General features: G+C 71.4%; 20 protein-coding genes. 6 read left to right on the top strand and 14 right to left on the bottom strand.

Annotation, left to right across the window (positions count from 1 at the left end; all coding sequences use genetic code 11):
* Positions 1–46: 46 nt before the first annotated feature.
* From ACWIF2_RS35305 to afsQ1, 5 genes are all read right to left on the bottom strand, one after another.
* The gene (locus ACWIF2_RS35305) at positions 47–259 is read right to left on the bottom strand and encodes a PspC domain-containing protein (RefSeq protein WP_193481686.1); all 213 of its coding nucleotides are present in this window, start codon (positions 257–259) and stop codon (positions 47–49) included.
* Between the two features lie 63 nt (positions 260–322).
* Positions 323–907, bottom strand: a complete 585-nt coding sequence (locus ACWIF2_RS35300; RefSeq protein WP_454365056.1) for a VanZ family protein — start codon at positions 905–907, stop codon at positions 323–325.
* Between the two features lie 97 nt (positions 908–1,004).
* Positions 1,005–1,622 (bottom strand): hypothetical protein, encoded by a 618-nt coding sequence (locus ACWIF2_RS35295; protein ID WP_454365054.1) that lies wholly within the window; start codon positions 1,620–1,622, stop codon positions 1,005–1,007.
* Positions 1,622–3,223: an ATP-binding protein gene (locus ACWIF2_RS35290; protein ID WP_454365052.1), complete on the bottom strand. Its 1,602-nt coding sequence runs from the start codon at positions 3,221–3,223 to the stop codon at positions 1,622–1,624. The genes ACWIF2_RS35295 and ACWIF2_RS35290 overlap by 1 nt, the downstream gene beginning before the upstream one ends.
* A complete protein-coding gene (afsQ1, locus tag ACWIF2_RS35285; RefSeq protein WP_097219620.1) occupies positions 3,220–3,897 on the bottom strand; it encodes a two-component system response regulator AfsQ1 in 678 nt (225 codons plus the stop codon). The genes ACWIF2_RS35290 and afsQ1 overlap by 4 nt, the downstream gene beginning before the upstream one ends.
* 237 nt (positions 3,898–4,134) lie before the next feature.
* On the opposite strand from afsQ1, the gene ACWIF2_RS35280 reads away from it, so the two are divergent.
* The gene (locus tag ACWIF2_RS35280; RefSeq protein ID WP_454365050.1) at positions 4,135–4,884 is read left to right on the top strand and encodes a SigE family RNA polymerase sigma factor; all 750 of its coding nucleotides are present in this window, start codon (positions 4,135–4,137) and stop codon (positions 4,882–4,884) included.
* 204 nt (positions 4,885–5,088) lie between these two features.
* Here ACWIF2_RS35280 and ACWIF2_RS35275 read toward each other — a convergent pair whose 3' ends face one another.
* Positions 5,089–5,793 (bottom strand): uridine kinase family protein, encoded by a 705-nt coding sequence (locus ACWIF2_RS35275; protein ID WP_454365048.1) that lies wholly within the window; start codon positions 5,791–5,793, stop codon positions 5,089–5,091.
* 56 nt (positions 5,794–5,849) lie between these two features.
* Here ACWIF2_RS35275 and ACWIF2_RS35270 point away from each other — a divergent pair, with 56 nt between their 5' ends.
* Entirely contained in the window at positions 5,850–6,251 is a 402-nt protein-coding gene (locus tag ACWIF2_RS35270) for a hypothetical protein (protein ID WP_454365046.1), read from the top strand.
* A 1-nt stretch (position 6,252) separates the two neighbouring features.
* On the opposite strand, the gene ACWIF2_RS35265 is transcribed toward ACWIF2_RS35270, so the two are convergent.
* Both ACWIF2_RS35265 and ACWIF2_RS35260 read right to left on the bottom strand, forming a co-directional pair.
* Positions 6,253–7,791 (bottom strand): DHA2 family efflux MFS transporter permease subunit, encoded by a 1,539-nt coding sequence (locus ACWIF2_RS35265; protein WP_454365044.1) that lies wholly within the window; start codon positions 7,789–7,791, stop codon positions 6,253–6,255.
* Positions 7,788–8,384, bottom strand: coding sequence for an NADPH-dependent FMN reductase (locus ACWIF2_RS35260; protein ID WP_454365042.1), 597 nt, complete (start codon positions 8,382–8,384; stop codon positions 7,788–7,790). Before ACWIF2_RS35260 ends, ACWIF2_RS35265 begins: the two co-directional genes overlap by 4 nt.
* 128 nt (positions 8,385–8,512) lie before the next feature.
* Here ACWIF2_RS35260 and ACWIF2_RS35255 point away from each other — a divergent pair, with 128 nt between their 5' ends.
* On the top strand, positions 8,513–9,259 hold the full coding sequence (locus tag ACWIF2_RS35255) for a TetR/AcrR family transcriptional regulator (protein WP_454365040.1): 747 nt from the start codon (positions 8,513–8,515) through the stop codon (positions 9,257–9,259).
* Positions 9,260–9,345: 86 nt separating this feature from the next.
* Here ACWIF2_RS35255 and ACWIF2_RS35250 read toward each other — a convergent pair whose 3' ends face one another.
* From ACWIF2_RS35250 to deoC, 3 genes are read right to left on the bottom strand one after another with little or no spacing between them, the layout of a single operon-like run.
* A complete protein-coding gene (locus ACWIF2_RS35250; protein WP_454365038.1) occupies positions 9,346–10,230 on the bottom strand; it encodes an aldehyde dehydrogenase family protein in 885 nt (294 codons plus the stop codon).
* Positions 10,223–11,659, bottom strand: coding sequence for an aldehyde dehydrogenase family protein (locus ACWIF2_RS35245; RefSeq protein WP_454365058.1), 1,437 nt, complete (start codon positions 11,657–11,659; stop codon positions 10,223–10,225). The genes ACWIF2_RS35250 and ACWIF2_RS35245 overlap by 8 nt, the downstream gene beginning before the upstream one ends.
* Positions 11,659–12,621, bottom strand: coding sequence for a deoxyribose-phosphate aldolase (deoC, locus tag ACWIF2_RS35240; RefSeq protein WP_454365036.1), 963 nt, complete (start codon positions 12,619–12,621; stop codon positions 11,659–11,661). The genes ACWIF2_RS35245 and deoC overlap by 1 nt, the downstream gene beginning before the upstream one ends.
* Positions 12,622–12,846: 225 nt before the next feature.
* On the opposite strand from deoC, the gene ACWIF2_RS35235 reads away from it, so the two are divergent.
* Positions 12,847–13,533, top strand: a complete 687-nt coding sequence (locus ACWIF2_RS35235) for a PH domain-containing protein (protein ID WP_454365034.1) — start codon at positions 12,847–12,849, stop codon at positions 13,531–13,533.
* A 65-nt stretch (positions 13,534–13,598) separates the two neighbouring features.
* On the opposite strand, the gene ACWIF2_RS35230 is transcribed toward ACWIF2_RS35235, so the two are convergent.
* From ACWIF2_RS35230 to ACWIF2_RS35220, 3 genes are all read right to left on the bottom strand, one after another.
* The gene (locus ACWIF2_RS35230) at positions 13,599–15,230 is read right to left on the bottom strand and encodes a phospho-sugar mutase (protein ID WP_454365032.1); all 1,632 of its coding nucleotides are present in this window, start codon (positions 15,228–15,230) and stop codon (positions 13,599–13,601) included.
* A gap of 350 nt (positions 15,231–15,580) precedes the next feature.
* Positions 15,581–16,417, bottom strand: a complete 837-nt coding sequence (locus ACWIF2_RS35225) for a purine-nucleoside phosphorylase (protein ID WP_454365030.1) — start codon at positions 16,415–16,417, stop codon at positions 15,581–15,583.
* A gap of 93 nt (positions 16,418–16,510) precedes the next feature.
* Entirely contained in the window at positions 16,511–16,948 is a 438-nt protein-coding gene (locus ACWIF2_RS35220; protein WP_454365028.1) for a gamma-glutamylcyclotransferase, read from the bottom strand.
* A gap of 96 nt (positions 16,949–17,044) precedes the next feature.
* Between ACWIF2_RS35220 and ACWIF2_RS35215 the strand changes: the two genes are divergently transcribed.
* Both ACWIF2_RS35215 and ACWIF2_RS35210 read left to right on the top strand, forming a co-directional pair.
* A complete protein-coding gene (locus ACWIF2_RS35215; protein ID WP_454365026.1) occupies positions 17,045–18,493 on the top strand; it encodes an NAD(P)H-quinone dehydrogenase in 1,449 nt (482 codons plus the stop codon).
* Between the two features lie 165 nt (positions 18,494–18,658).
* The coding region (locus tag ACWIF2_RS35210) for a DeoR/GlpR family DNA-binding transcription regulator (protein ID WP_454365024.1) at positions 18,659–19,360 on the top strand (702 nt) is incomplete at its 3' end.

Genomic DNA, 19,360 nt, shown 5'->3' with positions numbered 1-19,360 from the left:
CCCCTGGACACAGGGTGCGCCCCATCGGCGTTTCCGCGGCGGGCGGTCACCAGGCCGTCTGGGCCTTGTTCCGCACCTTGTCCTCCGAGGGCAGCACGATCCACAGCGCGATGTACAGCAGGAACTGCGGGCCGGGCAGCAGGCACGAGACCAGGAAGATCACCCGCATCGTCGTCGTGGAGGTGCCGAAGCGCCGTGCCAGCGCGGCGCACACTCCGCCGATCATGCGGCCGTTGGTGGGGCGGGCGAGGCGGGACATGTGCGACTCCTTCAGCTTCGGTGTGCGAGGTCTCTCGTCCGAGTACCCCATCTGCACTCCACGCTACGGAGACGAAGGGGGCAAAGCGTCGCTCCACGGGGCGATCCCGACCCTGGGAATCGTCGGGGTCCGACCCTGAGCCGGCTCCTCCGGGGCCAGGGGCGCCCGGGTCAGGGGCGCGGTGGCGCGGCGGCGCAGCCAGGAGCGGCCCGCGGGGACGAGCGCCAGGTGCGCGAGGCCCACGCCCGCGGTGTTCAGGAACAGCGAGTCGACATCGACGACCTGGCCGGGCACGCCGGTCTGCAACAGCTCGATTCCCAGCGACAGCAGCGCACCGGCCGCGACGGTGCGCAGCAGGGACGCCAGCGGCGAGACGACCAGCCTGCCGCCCACCATCGGCAGCAGCACGCCCAGCGGGGCGAGCAGGGCCAGCTTCTCGCCGATGTGACGGGCCGCCTCCGGCCAGCCCAGGGCGAGATCGGCCCGGATCCCGGCGAACGGCCGCAGATTGGCGGGCATCACCCAGGGCACCTCCAGCGGCCGCAACGTGAACCAGGCGACGAACGCGAGGTGTGCGACGAGGAGGACACCTCCCGTCACACGGATGCGGAACTCGGCGCTGCCGCCGATGGAGCCTTGACGCTGCACGCCCCCCTAGACGCGGCCTTCGGCAGGATCGGTTCCGGGATGCCCCCAGGGAGGCCTGTGAGGCGTGCGCCACAGCCCGGCGGAACCGCCCGCCGCCTCACTCGCCGGCCACGTCCTTGGACGGCGGCTCCGTGCTGCCCGGGCGGGCCCGCACCTCGTCGGTGCACTCGTAGCGGCGCGGGGACTCGGGGCCGGGGCCGCCCAGGACCACGGAGCCGTCGCCCTCGGCGGCGGCGGAGTCGGAGAAGGTGCAGACGATCTGGGCCAGGGCGTACGAGGTGAGGCTGTCCGGCGCCGTGCTCAGCCGCAGCGTGTCCTCCGGGTCGCCCTTCAACGGCCCGCCCACGGTGATGCCACCGCGTACGTCCGTGCTGTAGCCGGCCTCCTTCTCGGCGGGCGACGGGGTCTCGGCGAGCTGGTCCAGCAGGCCCTGCGCCACCAGCATGCGCCGCTCGGAGTCGGCCGCGCCGTCCGGAACCCGTACGGTCCGGTCGACGGTCACCAGCGAGGAGCCGCACAGCAGGAACACCTGCACCGGCAGCCCCCGAGTGGCCTGCGCCGACACGTCCGGTTCGGCGAGCGAGCACCGCACCCGCGAGGGCGCGGGCCCGAAGTTCGTCGGCACCTCCGTGGCCCGGATCCCGCAGCCGGCCAGCACAACGGCGAGGGCGGGCACGGCGAGCAGACGAGACACGGCCGCGAGACGTACGGTCATCAGGCCTCCCCCTTCGAGTCCTCGCCCTTGGGCTGGTCGGTGTCGCTCTCGGGCCGCTGCCCGTCCTCGGCGGGCTCTTCCACCGGGGCGGTGCCGCGCGGGAGCCGCAGGGTGAACACCGCGCCCGAGTCGGCCGAGTTGGCCGCGGTGATCTCGCCGCCGTGGATGTGGGCGTTCTCCAGGGCGATGGACAGGCCCAGACCGCTGCCCTCGGAGCGCGGCCGGGAGGCGCTGGCCTTGTAGAACCGGTCGAAGACATGCGGCAGCACGTCCTCGGGGATGCCGGGCCCGTGGTCCTGCACCTCGATGACGAGCGAGTCGTCGTCCGCCCGGACGGTCACCCGCACCGGGGAGCCGCCGTGCTTGAGCGCGTTGCCGATGAGGTTGGCCAGGATGACGTCGAGGCGGCGCGGATCCAGGCGGGCGTGGATCCCGCGCTCGGCGTCCAGCTCCACCGCGTCCAGCCAGGCCCGGGCATCGATGCACGCGGTGATCTGGTCGGCGATGTCGACGTCGTCCAGGACGAGCCGGGCGGTGCCCGCGTCGAAGCGGGTGACCTCCATCAGGTTCTCGACCAGGTCGTTCAGCCGCCGCGTCTCGCTGACCACCAGCCGGACCGCGGGCTCGATCATCGGGTCCATGCTCCCGGTCTCCGCCTCCAGCTCCTCCTCCAGCACCTCCGTCACGGCGGTGATGGCGGTGAGCGGCGTACGCAGCTCATGGCTCATGTCCGCGACGAACCGCCGGGACGCCTCGTCCCGCGCGGCCATGTCGGCGACCCGTTTCTCCAGCGCCTCGGCCGCGTTGTTGAACGTCCGGGACAGATCGGCGAGTTCGTCGGTGCCCGACACCCTGAGCCGGGTGTCCAGCTTGCCCTCGCCGAGCCGCCGCGCGGCCGTCCCGAGCCGCTGCACGGGCTTCAGCACCGTCGTCGCGGCGGCCTGCGCGAGCAGCGCCGAGCCGATCAGCGCGAGTCCCGTGGCGATTCCCAGCGACCAGGCGAGCGAGTTCAGATCCTTCGCCTCCGGTTCCAGCGACTTGAGCATGTAGCCGGTCGGGCCGCCGCCGATCACCCGCGTCCCGGCCACGAGATACGGGGTGTCGTGGTCTATGACCCGCTGCCAGTACAGGTGGTACGGGTGCTTGTTGGCCCCGCCGACCTTCTGCGTCCTGTTGACCGCCGTGCGCAGCGGGGTCGGCACGTCCCGCAGCGAGAAGCCGCTCAGCCCGCCGGAGCTGCCGTAGACGGTCCTGCCGTCGGCGTCGCGGGCGACCAGCAGCACGCTGAAGCGCTGGTCGCTGCCCGCCATCTGGCCCGCGGTGTGCTGCAACTCGTCCTGCGTCGGCCGCTCGGGCAGCGCACCCGCCCGGTTCTGCATCTCCTGCTCGAAGTCGCGCAGCACCGCGTCCTGGGTGCGGGTGAGGACCGCCTCGCGGTTGAGCCAGTAGGCGATCCCGGACGCGGACACCGCGGCCGTCAGGGCCACCAGACCGAAGACGACGACCAGCCTCAGCCGCAGGCTGGTGAAGCGCAGCCGCGACAGAACTCCCTTGCGCGCCCCGGTCCAGCCGCGGGCCCCCCCTTGGTGCGCCTGGGTCACTGAGGCGCGTCCAGCCGATAGCCGACACCCCGCACGGTACGGATCAGCGTCGGGGACGACGGCACGTCCTCGACCTTCGCACGCAGCCGCTGGACACAGGCGTCCACGAGCCGCGAGTCGCCCAGGTAGTCGTGCTCCCACACCAGCCGCAGCAGCTGCTGGCGGGACAGCGCCTGCCCCGGCCGCCGGCTCAGCTCCAGCAGCAGCCGCAGCTCGGTCGGCGTGAGCTGGAGGTCCTCGCCGTTCTTGGTCACGGTCATCGCGGAGCGGTCGATGACGAGGCTGCCGAACGACGCCGCGTCGTTGGACTCCCGCTCGCCGCGCCGCAGCACGGCCCGGATCCGGGCGTCGAGCACACGCCCCTGCACCGGTTTGACGACATAGTCGTCGGCGCCGGACTCCAGCCCGACCACCACGTCGATGTCGTCGTTGCGCGCGGTCAGCAGGATGATCGGCAACTGGTCCGTGCGCCGGATGCGCCGGCACACCTCGAACCCGTCGATGCCGGGCAGCATCACATCCAGCACGATCAGATCCGGCCGCTGCTCACGCAGCAGCTTCAGACCGTCCTCACCGCTGGCAGCGGTCGCCACGCGGTGACCCTGGCGCGTCAGTGAGAGCTCCAGGGCCGTCCGGATGGCGTCGTCGTCCTCGATCAGCAACAGGGAAGGCACGGGCTCATTCTGGCCCATGAGGGGGGCGGGGTTCGACCTGTGGGCCGAGATCAGCGCCGCGCCTACCGCCGACGCCTGTGTACGAGCCGTGCTCATCCTGTGGCCGACCCCTGTGACAGGCCTGTGACAGTCGGCGGACACGGCGATGAAAGTGCCGGGGCAAGCTTTTCGGCACAAGCAAGGAAGCCCGCCCGACCGGCGGGCCGCACACCGGAAGTCCACGACGGGGGGCGCGAGATGAACACGCTGCACGGCATCAGCACCAGCGCAGTGATCACGCGTCTGCACGACGTGCACCGGGTTTCCGAGAAGTCCGGTGCCGTGAGCGGGCGGGGGTGCGCTCGCGGCACCGGGCGTCAGCACACCGCGTACATGACGGTGGTTGACGCACCGACGGGGGAGATCAACAAGGGGGCTCACGGGGGAGCCGCGTACAGGGAGGACTCGGGGGAGCGCCGTTCGCTGTCGGAGGCGGAGTTCACCGCCTACGTCCAGGAGCGCCGCGCCTCCCTGTACGCCACCGCCTACCACCTCACCGGCGACCGCTTCGAGGCCGAGGACCTGCTGCAGAGCGCGCTGTTCTCGACCTACCGGGCGTGGGACCGGATCAGTGACAAGGCTGCGGTCGGCGGATACCTCCGCCGCACCATGACGAACCTGCACATCAGCGCGTGGCGCCGCCGCAAGCTGAACGAATACCCGACCGAGGAGCTGCCGGAGACCGCCGGTGACACGGACGCGATGCGCGGCACCGAGCTGCGCGCGGTCCTGTGGCAGGCGCTGGCCCGGCTGCCCGAACTCCAGCGCACGATGCTGGTCCTTCGGTACTACGAGGGCCGCACGGACCCGGAGATCGCGGAGATCCTCGACATCAGTGTCGGCACGGTGAAGTCCAGCATCTGGCGGTCGCTCCGCCGGCTGCGCGAGGACGAGGTCCTCAGCTTCGGCCGTGACGAGGAAGACGCCTTCGGCGAGCTCGTGGCCTGAAGGTTCGGGGGGGGGAGCACCACAAGGGGGCCCACGGGGGACTGCGGAGGCGCTGGGGGGCGTCTCCTCAGGAGAGTGGGGACACGGGGGAACGAGGGGGAGGAAACGGGGGAGCACCCAGGGGGGAGCACCACGGGGGAACACAAGAGCGGGACTGGAGGGCCGGGGGGTCCGTCCAGTCCCGTTTCTTGTTGTTCCTGTGTCTCAGGCCGCCGTACGGAGGCTCGCGCACCGGCCCGCCGCGGCCGCCGCAAGCCGGCCCATCGCCTCGTCACGGTCACAGGCGTACGCGCCCAGCGCGCTCTGGCGGGCGACGATCGAGCGCTCCTGCCGCATCAGGCGCCAGCCGCGCCGAAGCAGGAACGGCACCGACTTGCGGCCCTCCTTCAGGTCCCGCAGGAAGCGGCGGCGGAAGGTCTTCACCGGGCCGCGGCTCAGGCACAGCGCGTCAGCCAGGACGCCGAGTTCCCGGCAGCGTGTGACGATCTCCGCTGCGAAGATGCCCTCCGCGAGGAACAGCGGGGTCCGTCCGATGTCGACCGTCTCCTCGCCGGTGCGGGCGCTGAGCGAGAGGTCGTAGACGGGGACGGCCGTACGGCCCGTGCGGCACAGCTGGGTGATCGCGGCGACGGCGGTGTCCGCGTCCCAGGAGTCCGGATGGTCCCAGTCGATGTCCGAACTCCCCTCCACCACAGGCAGAGTCGGGTCGTCGCCCTCCTTGTAGAAGTCGTCGAGCCGCAGCACCGGAAGGCCGGAGCGGGCCGCGAGGAGGGACTTGCCGGAGCCGGAAGGGCCGCAGAGCAGCACGACTCGCGTCGGTATGGGCAGAGGGGATGTCACGGGACACCAGTGTGAGGCATCCATCGGGTGCCGTACGACCCCGCGGGTCGCCTTTGATGCGCGCGTCACATCTCAACTACCCTTCGTGCTGATTCGATTACCCAGAGCGTCAGAAGGTGGCAGTGATGGCCCGACACGTCTCACCCAAGAAGCCGACCGTCCAGCGTGCCCTGGCCGTCCTCGCGACCGCGGGAGTGGCGCTGGGGGCGGGTGCGGGGGCGGCGTCGGCCGCGGCGGGAACCGGCTCGGTCCTGGACGTGATCCACACCTCCCCGGGGAAGACCGACACCCGGGCCGGCCTCCAGGCCGCGAGCGACACCCTCGCCTACGCCACCGGCACGGCGACGGGCCTCAAGCCCAATCCCCTCGCCGGCACGGGAGTCGACCCGCTCGACAACAGCGTCGGCACCGAGGTCGCCGACTTCAGGCCGATGGATTCCAAGGAGGTGACGGGCCCGGTGGCCCAGGCACCGTCGGTCGGGGACGCCCTGGTGCTGAGCCAGGTCACCAGGCTGGTCTCGGGGTAGTTCAACGGCCCCGCAGCGGGACCTCCCTGACCAGCCAGGACACCGCGAACGCTACGGCGCACAGCACTGCCGTGCCGAGCGCGACACCGTGCAGTCCGTCCACCACGCCCGCCCGGAAGGCGTCCCGGACCGGCTCCGGCAGGTCCCGCAGCGCCTCGGGGGTGAGCTCCCCGCTGGTCAGCCGGGCGCCGTCGGGGCCGAGCCGGTCCGTGACGGCGGCTGTGAGCCGGCCGGTGTAGACGGAGCCGAGGACGGCGACGCCGAGCGAGCCGCCGACGGTGCGCAGCAATGTCTGGGTGCCGCCGGCCGCGCCCATGTCGCGTGGTTCCGCGCTGTTCATCGTGATGAGCATCGTCGGCTGCATCAGACAGCCGATGCCCACGCCCAGCACCAGCGTCAGGCCGGAGGCGGCTGGTGCCGTCGTGGCCGTGCCGAGCGACAGCAGGGCCAGCGCCCCCGCCGCGGCCAGCGCACCGCCCGCGATGGGGTAGCCGCGGTAGCGCCCGCCGTCGCCGACCCGCCGGCCGATGACGAGCTGGGCGGCCATCATGCCCAGCATCAGCGGGAGCAGCAGCAGTCCGCTCTCGGTGGACGACATGTCCCGTACGAACTGCAGGTACTGGGGCAGATAGCTCGCCGCCGCCAGCATGGCCGCGCCCGTGACGAAGCTGAGCACCTGCGCCACGGAGAAGTTGCGGTCGCGGAACAGCCGGGGCGGGATCACCGGTTCCGGGGCGCGCCGCTCGACCCGCACGAAGGCGGCCAGCGCGACCGCGGAGACCAGGGCGAGTCCGATGACCTGCGGTGACGACCAGGCGTACGTCGTCCCGGCCCAGCTCGCGAGGAGGGTCAGGGCGAGGATCGCGCCGGTCAGCAGCCCGGCTCCGGCCAGGTCGATCCGGGCCTTGACCCGGGCGGCCCGCAGCCGCACCCCGAAGCCGATCAGGCCGAGCGCCACCGCGCCGACCGGGACGTTGACGTAGAACACCCAGCGCCAGTCGAGCTGGTCGGTGAGGAAGCCGCCGGCCAGCGGTCCGCCGATCACCGCGGCGGGCAGCAGCACCCCGATCAGCGACTGTGCCCTCCCGGCCTCCGCCGGGGTGAGCAGCGTGCCGATGAGGGCGAGCGCGCCCACGAAGAGGCCGCCCGCGCCGATGCCCTGGAGGGCCCGGAAGGCGATCAACTGGCCCATGTCCTGGGCGAGCCCGCACAGCACGGAGCCGACGAGGAACACGGTGATGGAGGTGAGGTAGCTGCCCTTGTGGCCGTACAGGTCGCCGACTTTCCCCCAGATCGGCGTGGAGACGGCCGTGGTGAGCAGATAGGCCGTGATCACCCAGGACAGCTGGTCGAGGCCGCCCAGGTCACCGACGATAGTGGGCAGTGCGGTGCCGACGACGGTTCCGTCGAGCGTGGCGAGCACGATGCCGAGCAGCAGGCCGAGGACGACGAGCCGGGAGGGCGGGGCGTCCGGCCGGGCCGGAGGTGCCGTGCTCGCGGGCGAGGCAGTGGTCTCCCCGGCGTGGGACTCGGCCGTCATGCGACGTAGTCACGGACGGACTTGGCGTCCCGCAGGGCGTGGCCCCACCAGGCGAGCTGGTCGAGCAGGGCCTTCGCGGCCGTGTCGGCGGCGGGGTCCGTGCAGGTGCCGTCCTCGTCGAAGCGGCTCCAGGCGTTGTGGAAGCTGACGGTGTTGCGGATCGTCGTGGCGTTCACCTCGGCCATGACGACCCGCAGTTGCTCCACCGCGCGCAGGCCGCCGGACAGGCCGCCGTAGGAGACGAAGCCGACCGGCTTGCCGTGCCACTCCTCGCCGTGCCAGTCGATCGCGTTCTTCAGGGACGCCGGGAAGCTGTGGTTGTACTCGGGCGTGACGAGGACGAAGGCGTCGGCGGCCGCGAGCCGGGGTGACACGAGGGCCAGCCGCTCCTCGGTGCCGGGCGGCGGCTGCTGTCCGAAGGCAGGGAACACCGTCGGCAGCGGCGTCTCCGCGAGGTCGACGACATCGGCGCGCAGGTCGTCGCGCTGGTCGAGGTGGCCGGTCAGCCACTTCGTCACCACGGGCGCGAAGCGTCCCTCCCGGGTGGAGCCGACGAGAACGGCGACGCGGAGCGGTTCGGCGGTGGTGGGCATGGGTCTCCCCCTGGATGTGTACGGCGATGTGTACGGCGTATCTGCTGCGCGTACAACGTACACAGCGACGTGTACGGCGTCTACTGGAGATACGCTGTACGCGACAATCCGACCGGGAGGAGCGGACCATGGCGGTCGCGAAGAAGAAGGAGGGCGTGGAGAGCGGGGCCGAGACGCCCTCCCTCTGGGAGCGCATGGAGCGGCCCGCCCCGGCCCCTCGCACCTCACTGACCCTGGAGCGGATCGCCGCCGCCGCGGTCGAGATCGCCGACGAGGAGGGCGGCGCGGCCGTCACCATGCGCCGTCTCGCCACCAAGCTCGGCGTCGCGCCCATGGCCGCCTACCGGCACGTCAACGGCAAGGACGACCTCTGGGCGCTCATGATCGACCGGGTGTCCCGGGAGCTGGCCGTGCCGGAGGGGGCGACTGAGTGGCGGGACGTGCTGCGCGCCTACGCCCTCCAGACACGGGAGTTGATGCTCGCCCACCCGTGGATGGCGGTCATGCCCACCCCGGTGATCATGCTGACGCCGTCGCGGATGGCCGTGGCGGAACGGCAGCTGGCCGCGCTCGCCGTCCGAGGCCTGGACGCCGACTCGGTGATGGCCGCCTTCCGGGCCGTCACCTCCTTCGTGCACGGTGCGGCCCAGACCGAGATCGCCATGCGGGAGTACCAGGAACGCCATGGCTGGACCAGCGGCGACGAGACCCGCCAGGCCCTCGCCCCGCAGATGGTCTACCTGATGGGCACAGGCCGCTATCCCGCGTACGAGCAGTACGCCCTCAGCGCGACCCGCAAGGACGACCGGGCCTGGGAGTTCACGTTCGGCCTCGACTGTGTCCTCGATGGCATCGCGCAGCGGCTCGGGATCTGACGCGAGCGTGCCCGCACGCGAGAAGCCCCGGCTCTCCTGGACGGAGGAGGGCCGGGGCTTCCGTATTGAGGGGTGTCGGGGGGTGTCTAGTACGAGGAGCCCGACGCGCCCAGTGACCCCGTGGGGTGCCAGACCGTTTTTGTTTCCAGGAATGCCGTCATGCGGTCGGTGCCCGGGGGCTCCGTGTAATCCACAGGCTGTGGACGGAGGACGCGCTTGAGGTTGTCGGCCGCCGCGATCTCCAGTTCCTTCGCGAGGGCCTCGTCGGCGCCCGCGAGGTCGATCGCGTTGACGTCCTGGTGGGCCGCGAGAGGGGTGGCGATCTCGGCCGTGCGGCCCGAGAGGACGTTGACCACGCCGCCGGGGACGTCCGAGGTGGCCAGGACCTCGGCCAGGGACAGGGCGGGGAGAGGGGACTTCTCGCTCGCCACCACGATCGCCGTGTTGCCGGTGGCGATGACCGGGGCCACCACCGAGACCAGGCCGAGGAAGGACGACTCCTGGGGTGCCAGGACCGCGACCACGCCCGTCGGCTCCGGGGAGGACAGGTTGAAGAACGGGCCCGCCACCGGGTTGCCGCCGCCCACGACCTGGGCGATCTTGTCGGTCCAGCCCGCGTACCAGACCCAGCGGTCGATCGTCGCGTCCACGACCGCCGCCGCCTTGGACTTCGACAGGCCCTCCGCGTCGGCCACCTCGCGCGTGAATTGGTCGCGGCGGCCCTCCAGCATCTCGGCGACGCGGTAGAGGACCTGGCCGCGGTTGTACGCCGTCGCGCCCGACCAGGCGCCGAACGCCTTGCGGGCCGCGACGACCGCGTCACGGGCGTCCTTGCGGGAGGACAGGGGCGCGTTCGCCAGCCACTTGCCCTTCGAGTCGCTCACCTCGTACACCCGGCCGCTCTCGGAACGCGGGAACTTTCCGCCCACGTACAGCTTGTAGGTCTTGAGGACACTGAGTCGGTCAGACATCGAGGTACGCCTCCAGGCCGTGGCGGCCGCCCTCGCGGCCGAAGCCCGACTCCTTGTACCCGCCGAAGGGCGAGGTCGGGTCGAACTTGTTGAACGTGTTGGACCAGACGACACCCGCGCGGAGCTTGTTCGCGACCGCCAGGATGCGCGAGCCCTTCTCCGTCCAGATGCCGGCGGAGAGGCCGTACTGCGTGTTGTTGGCCTTGGCGACCGCCTCGTCCGGGGTGCGGAAGGTCAGGACCGACAGCACCGGGCCGAAGATCTCGTCGCGGGCGATGCGGTGCGCCTGGGTGACGTTCGTGAAGAGCGTCGGGGCGAACCAGTAGCCGCTCTCCGGCAGTTCGCAGGCCGGCGACCAGCGCTCGGCGCCCTCCGCCTCGCCCTGCTCGACGAGGGAGGTGATGCGCGCGAGCTGCTCCGCGGAGTTGATCGCTCCGATGTCCGTGTTCTTGTCGAGCGGGTCGCCGAGGCGCAGCGTCGACAGACGGCGCTTGAGGGACTCGAGCAGCTCGTCCTGGATCGACTCCTGGACGAGGAGGCGGCTGCCGGCGCAGCAGACCTGGCCCTGGTTGAAGAAGATGCCGGTCACGATGCCCTCGACGGCCTGGTCGATCGGGGCGTCGTCGAAGACGATGTTGGCGCCCTTGCCGCCCAGTTCGAGCGTGACCTTCTTGCGGGTGCCGGCGACCGTGCGCGCGATCTCCTTGCCGACGGCCGTGGACCCGGTGAAGGCGACCTTGTTCACGTCCGGGTGGGCCACCAGCGCGGCGCCGGTGTCGCCGTAGCCGGGGAGGATGTTGACGACGCCCTTGGGGAGACCGGCCTGGCGGCAGATGTCCGCGAAGAAGAGCGCCGAGAGGGGGGTCGTTTCGGCGGGCTTGAGGGCGACCGTGTTGCCGGTGGCGAGGGCGGGCGCGATCTTCCACGCCAGCATCAGGAGCGGGAAGTTCCAGGGGATGACCTGGCCCGCCACACCGAGGGGCCTCGGGTTCGCGCCGTAGCCGGCGTGGTCGAGCTTGTCGGCCCAGCCCGCGTAGTAGAAGAAGTGCGCGGCGACCAGGGGCAGGTCGGCGTCGCGCGTCTCCTTGATCGGCTTGCCGTTGTCGAGGGTTTCGAGGACAGCCAGCTCGCGGGAGCGCTCCTGGATGATGCGGGCGATCCGGAAGAGGTACTTCGCGCGCTCCGCGCCCGGGAGCGCCGACCACTTCTCGAAGGCCTTGCGGGCGGCCTGTACGGCACGGTCCACGTCCGCCTCGCCCGCCTGGGCGATCTCGGCGAGGACCTCCTCGGAGGAGGGGCTGACCGTCTTGAAGACCTTGCCGTCGGCCGCCTCGGTGAACTCGCCGTCGATGAACAGGCCGTAGGACGGGGCGATGTCGACGACCGAGCGGGACTCGGGCGCCGGTGCGTACTCAAAAGTCATGTCGATCAGTCCACCGTCACGTAGTCGGGGCCGGAGTAGCGGCCCGTAGCCAGCTTCTGGCGCTGCATCAGGAGGTCGTTCAGCAGCGAGGAGGCGCCGAAGCGGAACCAGTGGTTGTCCAGCCAGTCCTCGCCCGCGGTCTCGTTGACCAGGACCAGGAACTTGACGGCGTCCTTGGTGGTGCGGATGCCTCCGGCCGGCTTCACGCCGACCTGGATGCCGGTCTGGGCGCGGAAGTCGCGGACCGCCTCCAGCATGAGGAGGGTGTTCGCGGGGGTCGCGTTCACCGCGACCTTGCCGGTGGAGGTCTTGATGAAGTCCGCGCCCGCCAGCATCCCGAGCCAGCTCGCGCGGCGGATGTTGTCGTACGTGGACAGCTCGCCCGTCTCGAAGATGACCTTCAGGCGCGCGGAGGTCCCGCAGGCCTCCTTCACGGCGGTGATCTCGTCGTACACCTTCAGGTACCGGCCCGCGAGGAACGCGCCGCGGTCGATGACCATGTCGATCTCGTCGGCGCCCGCGGCTACGGCCTCGCGGACGTCGGCCAGCTTGATCGTGAGCGGGGCGCGGCCCGCCGGGAACGACGTGGCGACGGAGGCGACCTTCACGCCGGAGCCGGCGACGGCCTCCTTGGCCACGGCCACCATGTCGGGGTAGACGCAGACCGCGGCCGTGGCCGGCGTCGTGCGGTCGGTCGGGTCGGGCCTGACCGCCTTGGCGCCGAGCGCCCGGACCTTGCCCGGGGTGTCCGCGCCTTCCAGCGTCGTCAGGTCGACCATCGAGATGGCGAGGTCGATGGCGTACGCCTTCGCGGTCGTCTTGATCGAGCGCGTGCCGAGGGAGGCCGCACGTCCCTCGAGTCCGACCGCGTCGACGCCGGGGAGCCCGTGGAGGAAGCGGCGCAGCGCGCTGTCGGACGCGGTGACGTCCTTGAGGGGGTGAGCTGCGGTGAGTGCAGAACTGGGCATGGTCACCAGACGAGCATATCTACGCGCGTAGCGGCTGTACAGCCCCCGGGGTTGGCTTGGGTGCGGTGTGGTGGGTGTGGGGCGGCCGAGGGTTGGGGTGGCTGTGGGGGTGGGGCGGGGTGCGGGTGCGGGGTGCGGTGGCTTGAGCGGGGTGCGGGTGCGGGGTGCGGTGGCTTGAGCCGGGGTGGCGGGGGTGGGGGTGTCGGCGTCCGGCAGAATCGGGGTATGACGAGTCCCGAGTCCCAGTCGCCCGAGTCCAAGGACCGGGTCTACCGGTCGGTCCCGGCCATCGCCGGCGGTGTGCTGCTGCTCGCCATCGCCGGGTGGCTCGGCATCGACGCGCTCGTCTCGGGGGAGGGGCGCACGCAGTGGCTCGCGCTCGCGCTGATGCTGCTCATCGTGCCGCTCGTCGTCGCCTTCACCCTGCGGCCCGCCGTGTACGCGGGCGACGACCGGCTGCGGATCCGCAACCCCTTCCGCGTCATCGCGCTGCCCTGGGGGCAGGTCGCTTCGCTGAAGTCCGCCTACTCGAACGAGGTCCTCACCGAGTCCGGCGCCAAGTACCAGCTGTGGGCCGTCCCCGTGTCGCTGCGCGCCCGCAAGAAGGCCGCGCGGCGTGAGATGCGGGCGACCGCGCAGGCTCGGCGGGCCATGGGGCGGGACGAGGGGCGTGGCAGCGCCCTCGGGATGCGTGCGGGGCTGGGGCAGGGCCTCGGTGGGGGTGGACCCGAGTCCGAGGGGCCCGTGCGTGCGGAGACCGACCGGATCATGGACGAGCTGCGCGGGCTGCACGAGGCGCGGCACCGGGCGGAGACGGCGCAGGGCGAGGTGACCGTGCGGTGGGCCTACGAGGTGGTGGGGCCGGCGGTTGCCGGGGTGGTGCTTGTCGCGATTCTGCTGGCTGTGGGGTAGCCCCAACCGGGGTGCCCTGGGAGGGGCACCCCGTTTCGTGTGGTCTGACTGCCTGTTCTGTGTGGTCAGATGCCCGCTGCTGTCGACAGGTCGCGTTTGATCGACTCCAATAGCGTCGTCGCCTTCGCGCGGGCCGTGGGGAGGTCCGCGTGGGACGCGACCGGGATCACGACCTCCAGGTAGCACTTCAGCTTCGGCTCCGTGCCGCTCGGGCGGACGATCACCCGGGCGCCGTCCAGCGTGTAGCGCAGGCCGTCGGTGGGCGGGAGGCTCTCCGTGCCCTGGGTGAGATCGTCCGTGCGGGTGATGGGCAAGCCGGCGAGTTCGGTCGGGGGCTGTTCGCGCAGGCGGTGCATCGCGGCGGCGATCAGGGAGAGATCCTCTACGCGGACCGACAGCTGGTCCGTGGCGTGCAGGCCGTGTTCCACGGCCAGGTCGTCGAGGAGGTCGAGGAGGGTGCGGCCCTCCGACTTGAGCCGTGACGCCAGTTCCGTGATCAGCAGCGCGGCCGTGATGCCGTCCTTGTCGCGTACGCCGTCGGGGTCCACGCAGTAGCCGAGGGCCTCCTCGTAGCCGTAGCGCAGGCCCTCCGCGCGGGCGATCCACTTGAAGCCGGTGAGGGTCTCGACGTGGGGGAGGCCCGCCTTCTCGGCGATACGGCCGAGAAGGGAGGACGAGACGATCGACTCCGCGAACGTGCCGGTCGCTCCGCGGTGGACCAGGTGGGCGGCGAGGAGGGCGCCGACCTCGTCGCCGCGGAGCATGCGCCAGTCGGTGCCGTCCTGTACGGCGACGGCGCAGCGGTCCGCGTCCGGGTCGTTGGCGATGATCAGGTCGGGGGTGGTGGCGCGGGCGGTGGCGAAGGCCAGGTCCATCGCGCCGGGTTCCTCCGGGTTGGGGAACGCGACGGTCGGGAAGTCCGGGTCGGGGTCGGCCTGTTCCGTGACGAGGGCCGGGAGCGGGAAGCCCGCGCGGGCGAAGGCCGCCAGGAGGACGTCCTTGCCTACGCCGTGCATCGCCGTGTACACCGTGCGGGCCGTGCGGGGGGAATCCTTGGCCAGTACGGCGTCGGTGCGGGTGAGGTAGGCGTCGAGGACGCTGTCGTCGAGGGTGTCCCAGCCGTGGGTGGGGCGGGGCACGGTGGTGAGGGACTGGATGGCGGCGATCTCTGCCGCGATGTCGATGTCGGCCGGGGGGACGATCTGGGAGCCGTCACCGAGGTAGACCTTGTAGCCGTTGTCGCGGGGTGGGTTGTGGCTGGCGGTGACCTCCACGCCGGCGACCGCGCCGAGGTGCCGTATGGCGAAGGCGAGGACGGGGGTGGGGAGGGGGCGGGGGAGGACTGCGGCGCGGAGGCCGGCGCCCGTCATGACGGCCGCGGTGTCCTGGGCGAAGTCGTACGACTTGTGGCGGGCGTCGTAGCCGATGACGACCAGGCCGTTGTCGTGGCCCTGCTTCTTGAGGTACGCGGCGAGGCCCGCGGCGGCGCGGATGACGACCGAGCGGTTCATGCGCATGGGGCCGGCGCCGAGTTCGCCTCGGAGGCCGGCGGTGCCGAACTGGAGGGTGCCGGAGAAGCGGGCGGCGAGTTCGGCGTGGTCCTGGGCGTCGAGGAGGCGGGCGAGCTCGGTGCGGGTGTCCGGGTCGGGGTCCTCGGTGAGCCACGCCTGGGCCTGTGCGATGAGTTCGTCGTGCACGGTCGGGTCTCAGCCTCTCGGTTGTCGGGGGTGTGCGCGATGCCTGCGGCGCCTGTGCGGGTGTGGTGGGGGTGCGCGTAGCGCCTATCGCCGGGTGGTGGGTCGGGGCCGCGCCGGGGGGTGTCCGTCCTCGGAACGTCGCGATGGGGTGCCACGCCGACTGACTGTCCGTTGACGCGACAACCGCTGCGGGCGGACACCCCCCGACACGACCCCTTCCGTGATCCGGCGGGTGCGGGTTCGCTCAGCTGCGGGCATGCGTGCCGCTGGGGGCGGCACGGGTGGGCGCAGCGGCTCCCCGTTCCGCAGGGTTGTGGACCCACCCGGCACCAGCAACGACGCCGGGTGCCCTACAGGCGTCCCAGGACCTGGGCGAGCAGGGAGCCCATCCTTGTCGCGGAGTCGCGGCCGGCCTGGAGGACCTCCTCGTGGTTGAGGGGTTCTCCCGTCATGCCTGCGGCGAGGTTGGTCACCAGGGAGATGCCGAGAACCTCCGCACCCGCTTCCCGCGCGGCGATCGCCTCGAGGACCGTCGACATGCCCACCAGGTCCGCGCCGATGACGCGGGCCATGCGGATCTCGGCCGGAGTCTCGTAGTGCGGGCCGGGGAACTGGGCGTAGACGCCCTCCTCCAGGGTGGGGTCGACCTCCTTGCACAGGGCGCGCAGGCGCGGGGAGTAGAGGTCGGTGAGGTCGACGAAGTTGGCGCCGATGATGGGGGACGTGGCCGTGAGGTTGATGTGGTCGCTGATCAGGACCGGCTGGCCGGGGCGCATGCCCTCGCGCAGGCCGCCGCAGCCGTTGGTGAGGACGATCGTCTTGCAGCCGGCGGCGACGGCGGTGCGGACGCCGTGGGAGACGGCGGCGACGCCGCGGCCCTCGTAGTAGTGCGTGCGGCCGAGGAAGACCAGGGCGCGCTTGTCGCCGATCTTGTACGAGCGGATCTTGCCTCCGTGGCCCTCGACCGCCGGGGGCGGGAAGCCGGGCAGCTCGGTGACCTGGAACTCGGCGTCGGGGTCGCCCAGGGCGTCCACGGCCGGGGCCCAGCCGGAGCCCATCACGAGGGCGACGTCGTGGGTCTCGGCGCCCGTCAGTTCGCGCAGGCGGGCCGCGGCGGCGTCGGCGGCGGCCCTGGGGTCGATCGGGGCGGCGCCCTGGATGTCGTCCGGAAGAAGAGATGCGTTCACGCGGACGAGGGTAGCCGGTGAATGCCTACGCGCGTAGATGGTGGAGCCAACGGGGTGGCGATCGTTGTCTTGTCGTTTCCGACAGACAAAGGCTCAGCAGGGGCGCTTGCGGAGTTCCATCACATAGTCGTGCGGGGCGCCGGCGGATTCCGCCGCGTCGGCGATCTCGCCCAGGTAGCGGGCGGAGGGGAGGCCGCCCTCGTAGGCGTTGAGGGCGTAGGACCAGGCCGGCTCCTCACCGTCCAGGGTGTGCACTCGTACGCGGGTGCGCCGGTAGATCTCGAGGCCCACCCCCTCCCAGCGGTCCATCGAGTCCTCGTCCATGGGGGCGATGTCGTACAGGGAGACAAAGACCTGGGAGAGGGGGTCCTCGACGATCGTCGGCAGGGCGCCCTCCCAGCCCATGTGCTCGCCGCCGAAGGTCAGCCGCCACCCGTTCAGCCAGCCGGTGGCGCGCAGCGGCGAGTGCGGGGCGCGGCGGGACATCAGCCGCGCGTCGAGGTTGCCGGCGTACGCGGCGTAGAGCGACATGGGGGAAGGGTACGGCAGGGGGACTCGCGTCACTCGCGTAACGGAGCCGCATCGCGGCGGGCCCCCGGGCGGTGTCGCCTTGAGGGGTGCGGGACAATGGAGTACGTGACTCGGATCGTGATCATCGGTGGCGGACCCGGCGGATACGAAGCGGCGCTGGTGGCCGCTCAACTCGGCGCGGAGGTGACCGTCGTCGATTGCGACGGTCTGGGCGGGGCGTCGGTGCTCACCGACTGCGTGCCGTCGAAGACTCTGATCGCGACGGCCGAGGTGATGACCACCTTCGACTCGTCGTACGAGGAGCTGGGGATCATCGTCGCCGACGACACTCCTCCCATGGAGCAGTCCGCCCGGGTGGTGGGGGTCGACCTGGGGAAGGTCAACCGGCGTGTGAAGCGGCTCGCGCTCGCCCAGTCGCACGACATCGCCGCCTCCGTGACGCGTGCCGGGGCGCGTGTCATGCGCGGGCGCGGGCGGCTGGAGGGCATGCAGGCGCTCGACGGGTCGCGGAAGGTGGTGGTGCGCGCCGCTGACGGGAGTGAGGAGACTCTTACGGCGGATGCCGTGCTGATCGCCACCGGTGGGCATCCGCGTGAGCTGCCCGATGCCCTGCCGGACGGTGAGCGGATCCTGAACTGGACCCAGGTGTACGACCTGAACGAGCTCCCCGAGGAGCTGATCGTGGTCGGGTCGGGTGTGACCGGTGCCGAGTTCGCGGGTGCCTATCAGGCGCTGGGTTCGAGGGTGACGCTCGTGTCGTCGCGGGACCGCGTGCTGCCGGGGGAGGACCCGGACGCGGCCGCCGTGCTGGAGGACGTCTTCCGGCGGCGCGGCATGAACGTCATGGGGCGTACCCGGGCGCAGTCCGCCAAGCGGGTCGGGGACCGGGTCGAGGTGACCCTGTCCGACGGGCGCGTCATCACCGGATCGCACTGTCTGATGGCCGTCGGCGCCGTGCCCAACAGCGCGGGCATGGGGCTGGAGGACGCCGGGGTCAGGCTGCGCGAGTCCGGCCACATCTGGACCGACAAGGTGTCCCGTACGACCGCTCCGGGCGTGTACGCGGCCGGTGACGTGACGGGTGTGTTCGCTCTCGCCTCGGTTGCCGCCATGCAGGGGCGGATCGCGATGTACCACTTCCTCGGCGACGCCGTGGCCCCGCTCAACCTGAAGACCGTGTCGTCGAACGTCTTCACCGACCCGGAGATCGCCACCGTCGGCTACACCCAGGCCGACGTCGACGGCGGGAAGATCGACGCCCGGGTCGTGAAGCTGCCGCTGCTCCGCAACCCGCGCGCCAAGATGCAGGGCATCCGCGACGGCTTCGTCAAGATCTTCTGCCGGCCGGGCACCGGGATCGTGGTCGGTGGCGTCGTCGTGTCGCCGCGGGCCTCGGAACTGATTCACCCGATCTCGATCGCGGTCGACAACAATCTGACCGTCGAGCAGATCGCGAACGCCTTCACCGTCTACCCCTCGCTGTCGGGCTCGATCGCCGAGGTGGCACGGCAGTTGCACACGCGCAAGGAGACCGGCGAGGGCTGAGGCCGAAACCGGCTCCTCCCTGGTCACGGGGAGTATTCGACCATGTGTGTGGCATAGGCGGCGGGACTAGGCTCTATACCACTTCCCGCTGCCTGGTGCGAACATCTTCTGCTATTCAGCGCAAACTGCTGAAAGCAGACGGTCGCTGGCGTTACTGTCAGTTTCGTGTTCGCTGCAGAACGTCGCCAATTGATCCTCGAAATGGTGCGAGCGAACGGGGCCGTGTCGCTCCGTGAGCTCGCCCGCGTCGTCCAGACCTCCGAAGTGACCGTACGGCGGGACGTGCGCGCGCTGGAGGCAGAAGGACTCCTCGACCGCCGGCACGGCGGTGCGGTACTGCCGGGCGGTTTCACGCGGGAGTCCGGCTTTCCGCAGAAATCCCATCTCGCGACCGCCGAGAAGACCGCCATCGCCGACCTCGCCGCGAACTTCGTGGAAGAGGGCGAGGCGATCGTGGTCGGGGCGGGTACGACGACCCAGGAGCTGGCGCGCCGGCTCGCCCGGGTGCCCGGACTGACCGTCGTCACCAACTCGCTGCTGGTGGCGCAGGCATTGGCCCACGCCAACCGGGTCGAGGTCGTGATGACCGGCGGTACGCTCCGCGGCTCGAACTACGCCCTGGTCGGCAGTGGTGCCGAGCAGTCCCTGCACGGGCTGCGGGTGTCGCGGGCGTTTCTGTCCGGGAGCGGTCTCACCGCCGAGCGCGGGCTGTCCACGTCCAACATGCTGTCGGCGTCCGTCGACCGGGCGTTGGTGCAGGCGGCCGCGGAGGTGGTGGTGCTTGCCGACCATACGAAGCTCGGGACGGACACGATGTTCGGGTCGAAGGTGAAGATCACCAGCGTGCCCAGCAGAATGGTGAACACC

The sequence above is a fragment of the Streptomyces sp. NPDC055506 genome, assembly GCF_053643595.1.
Note: the sequence above shows the minus strand (reverse complement) of the source record. Positions and strands in the feature narration are given on the sequence as shown.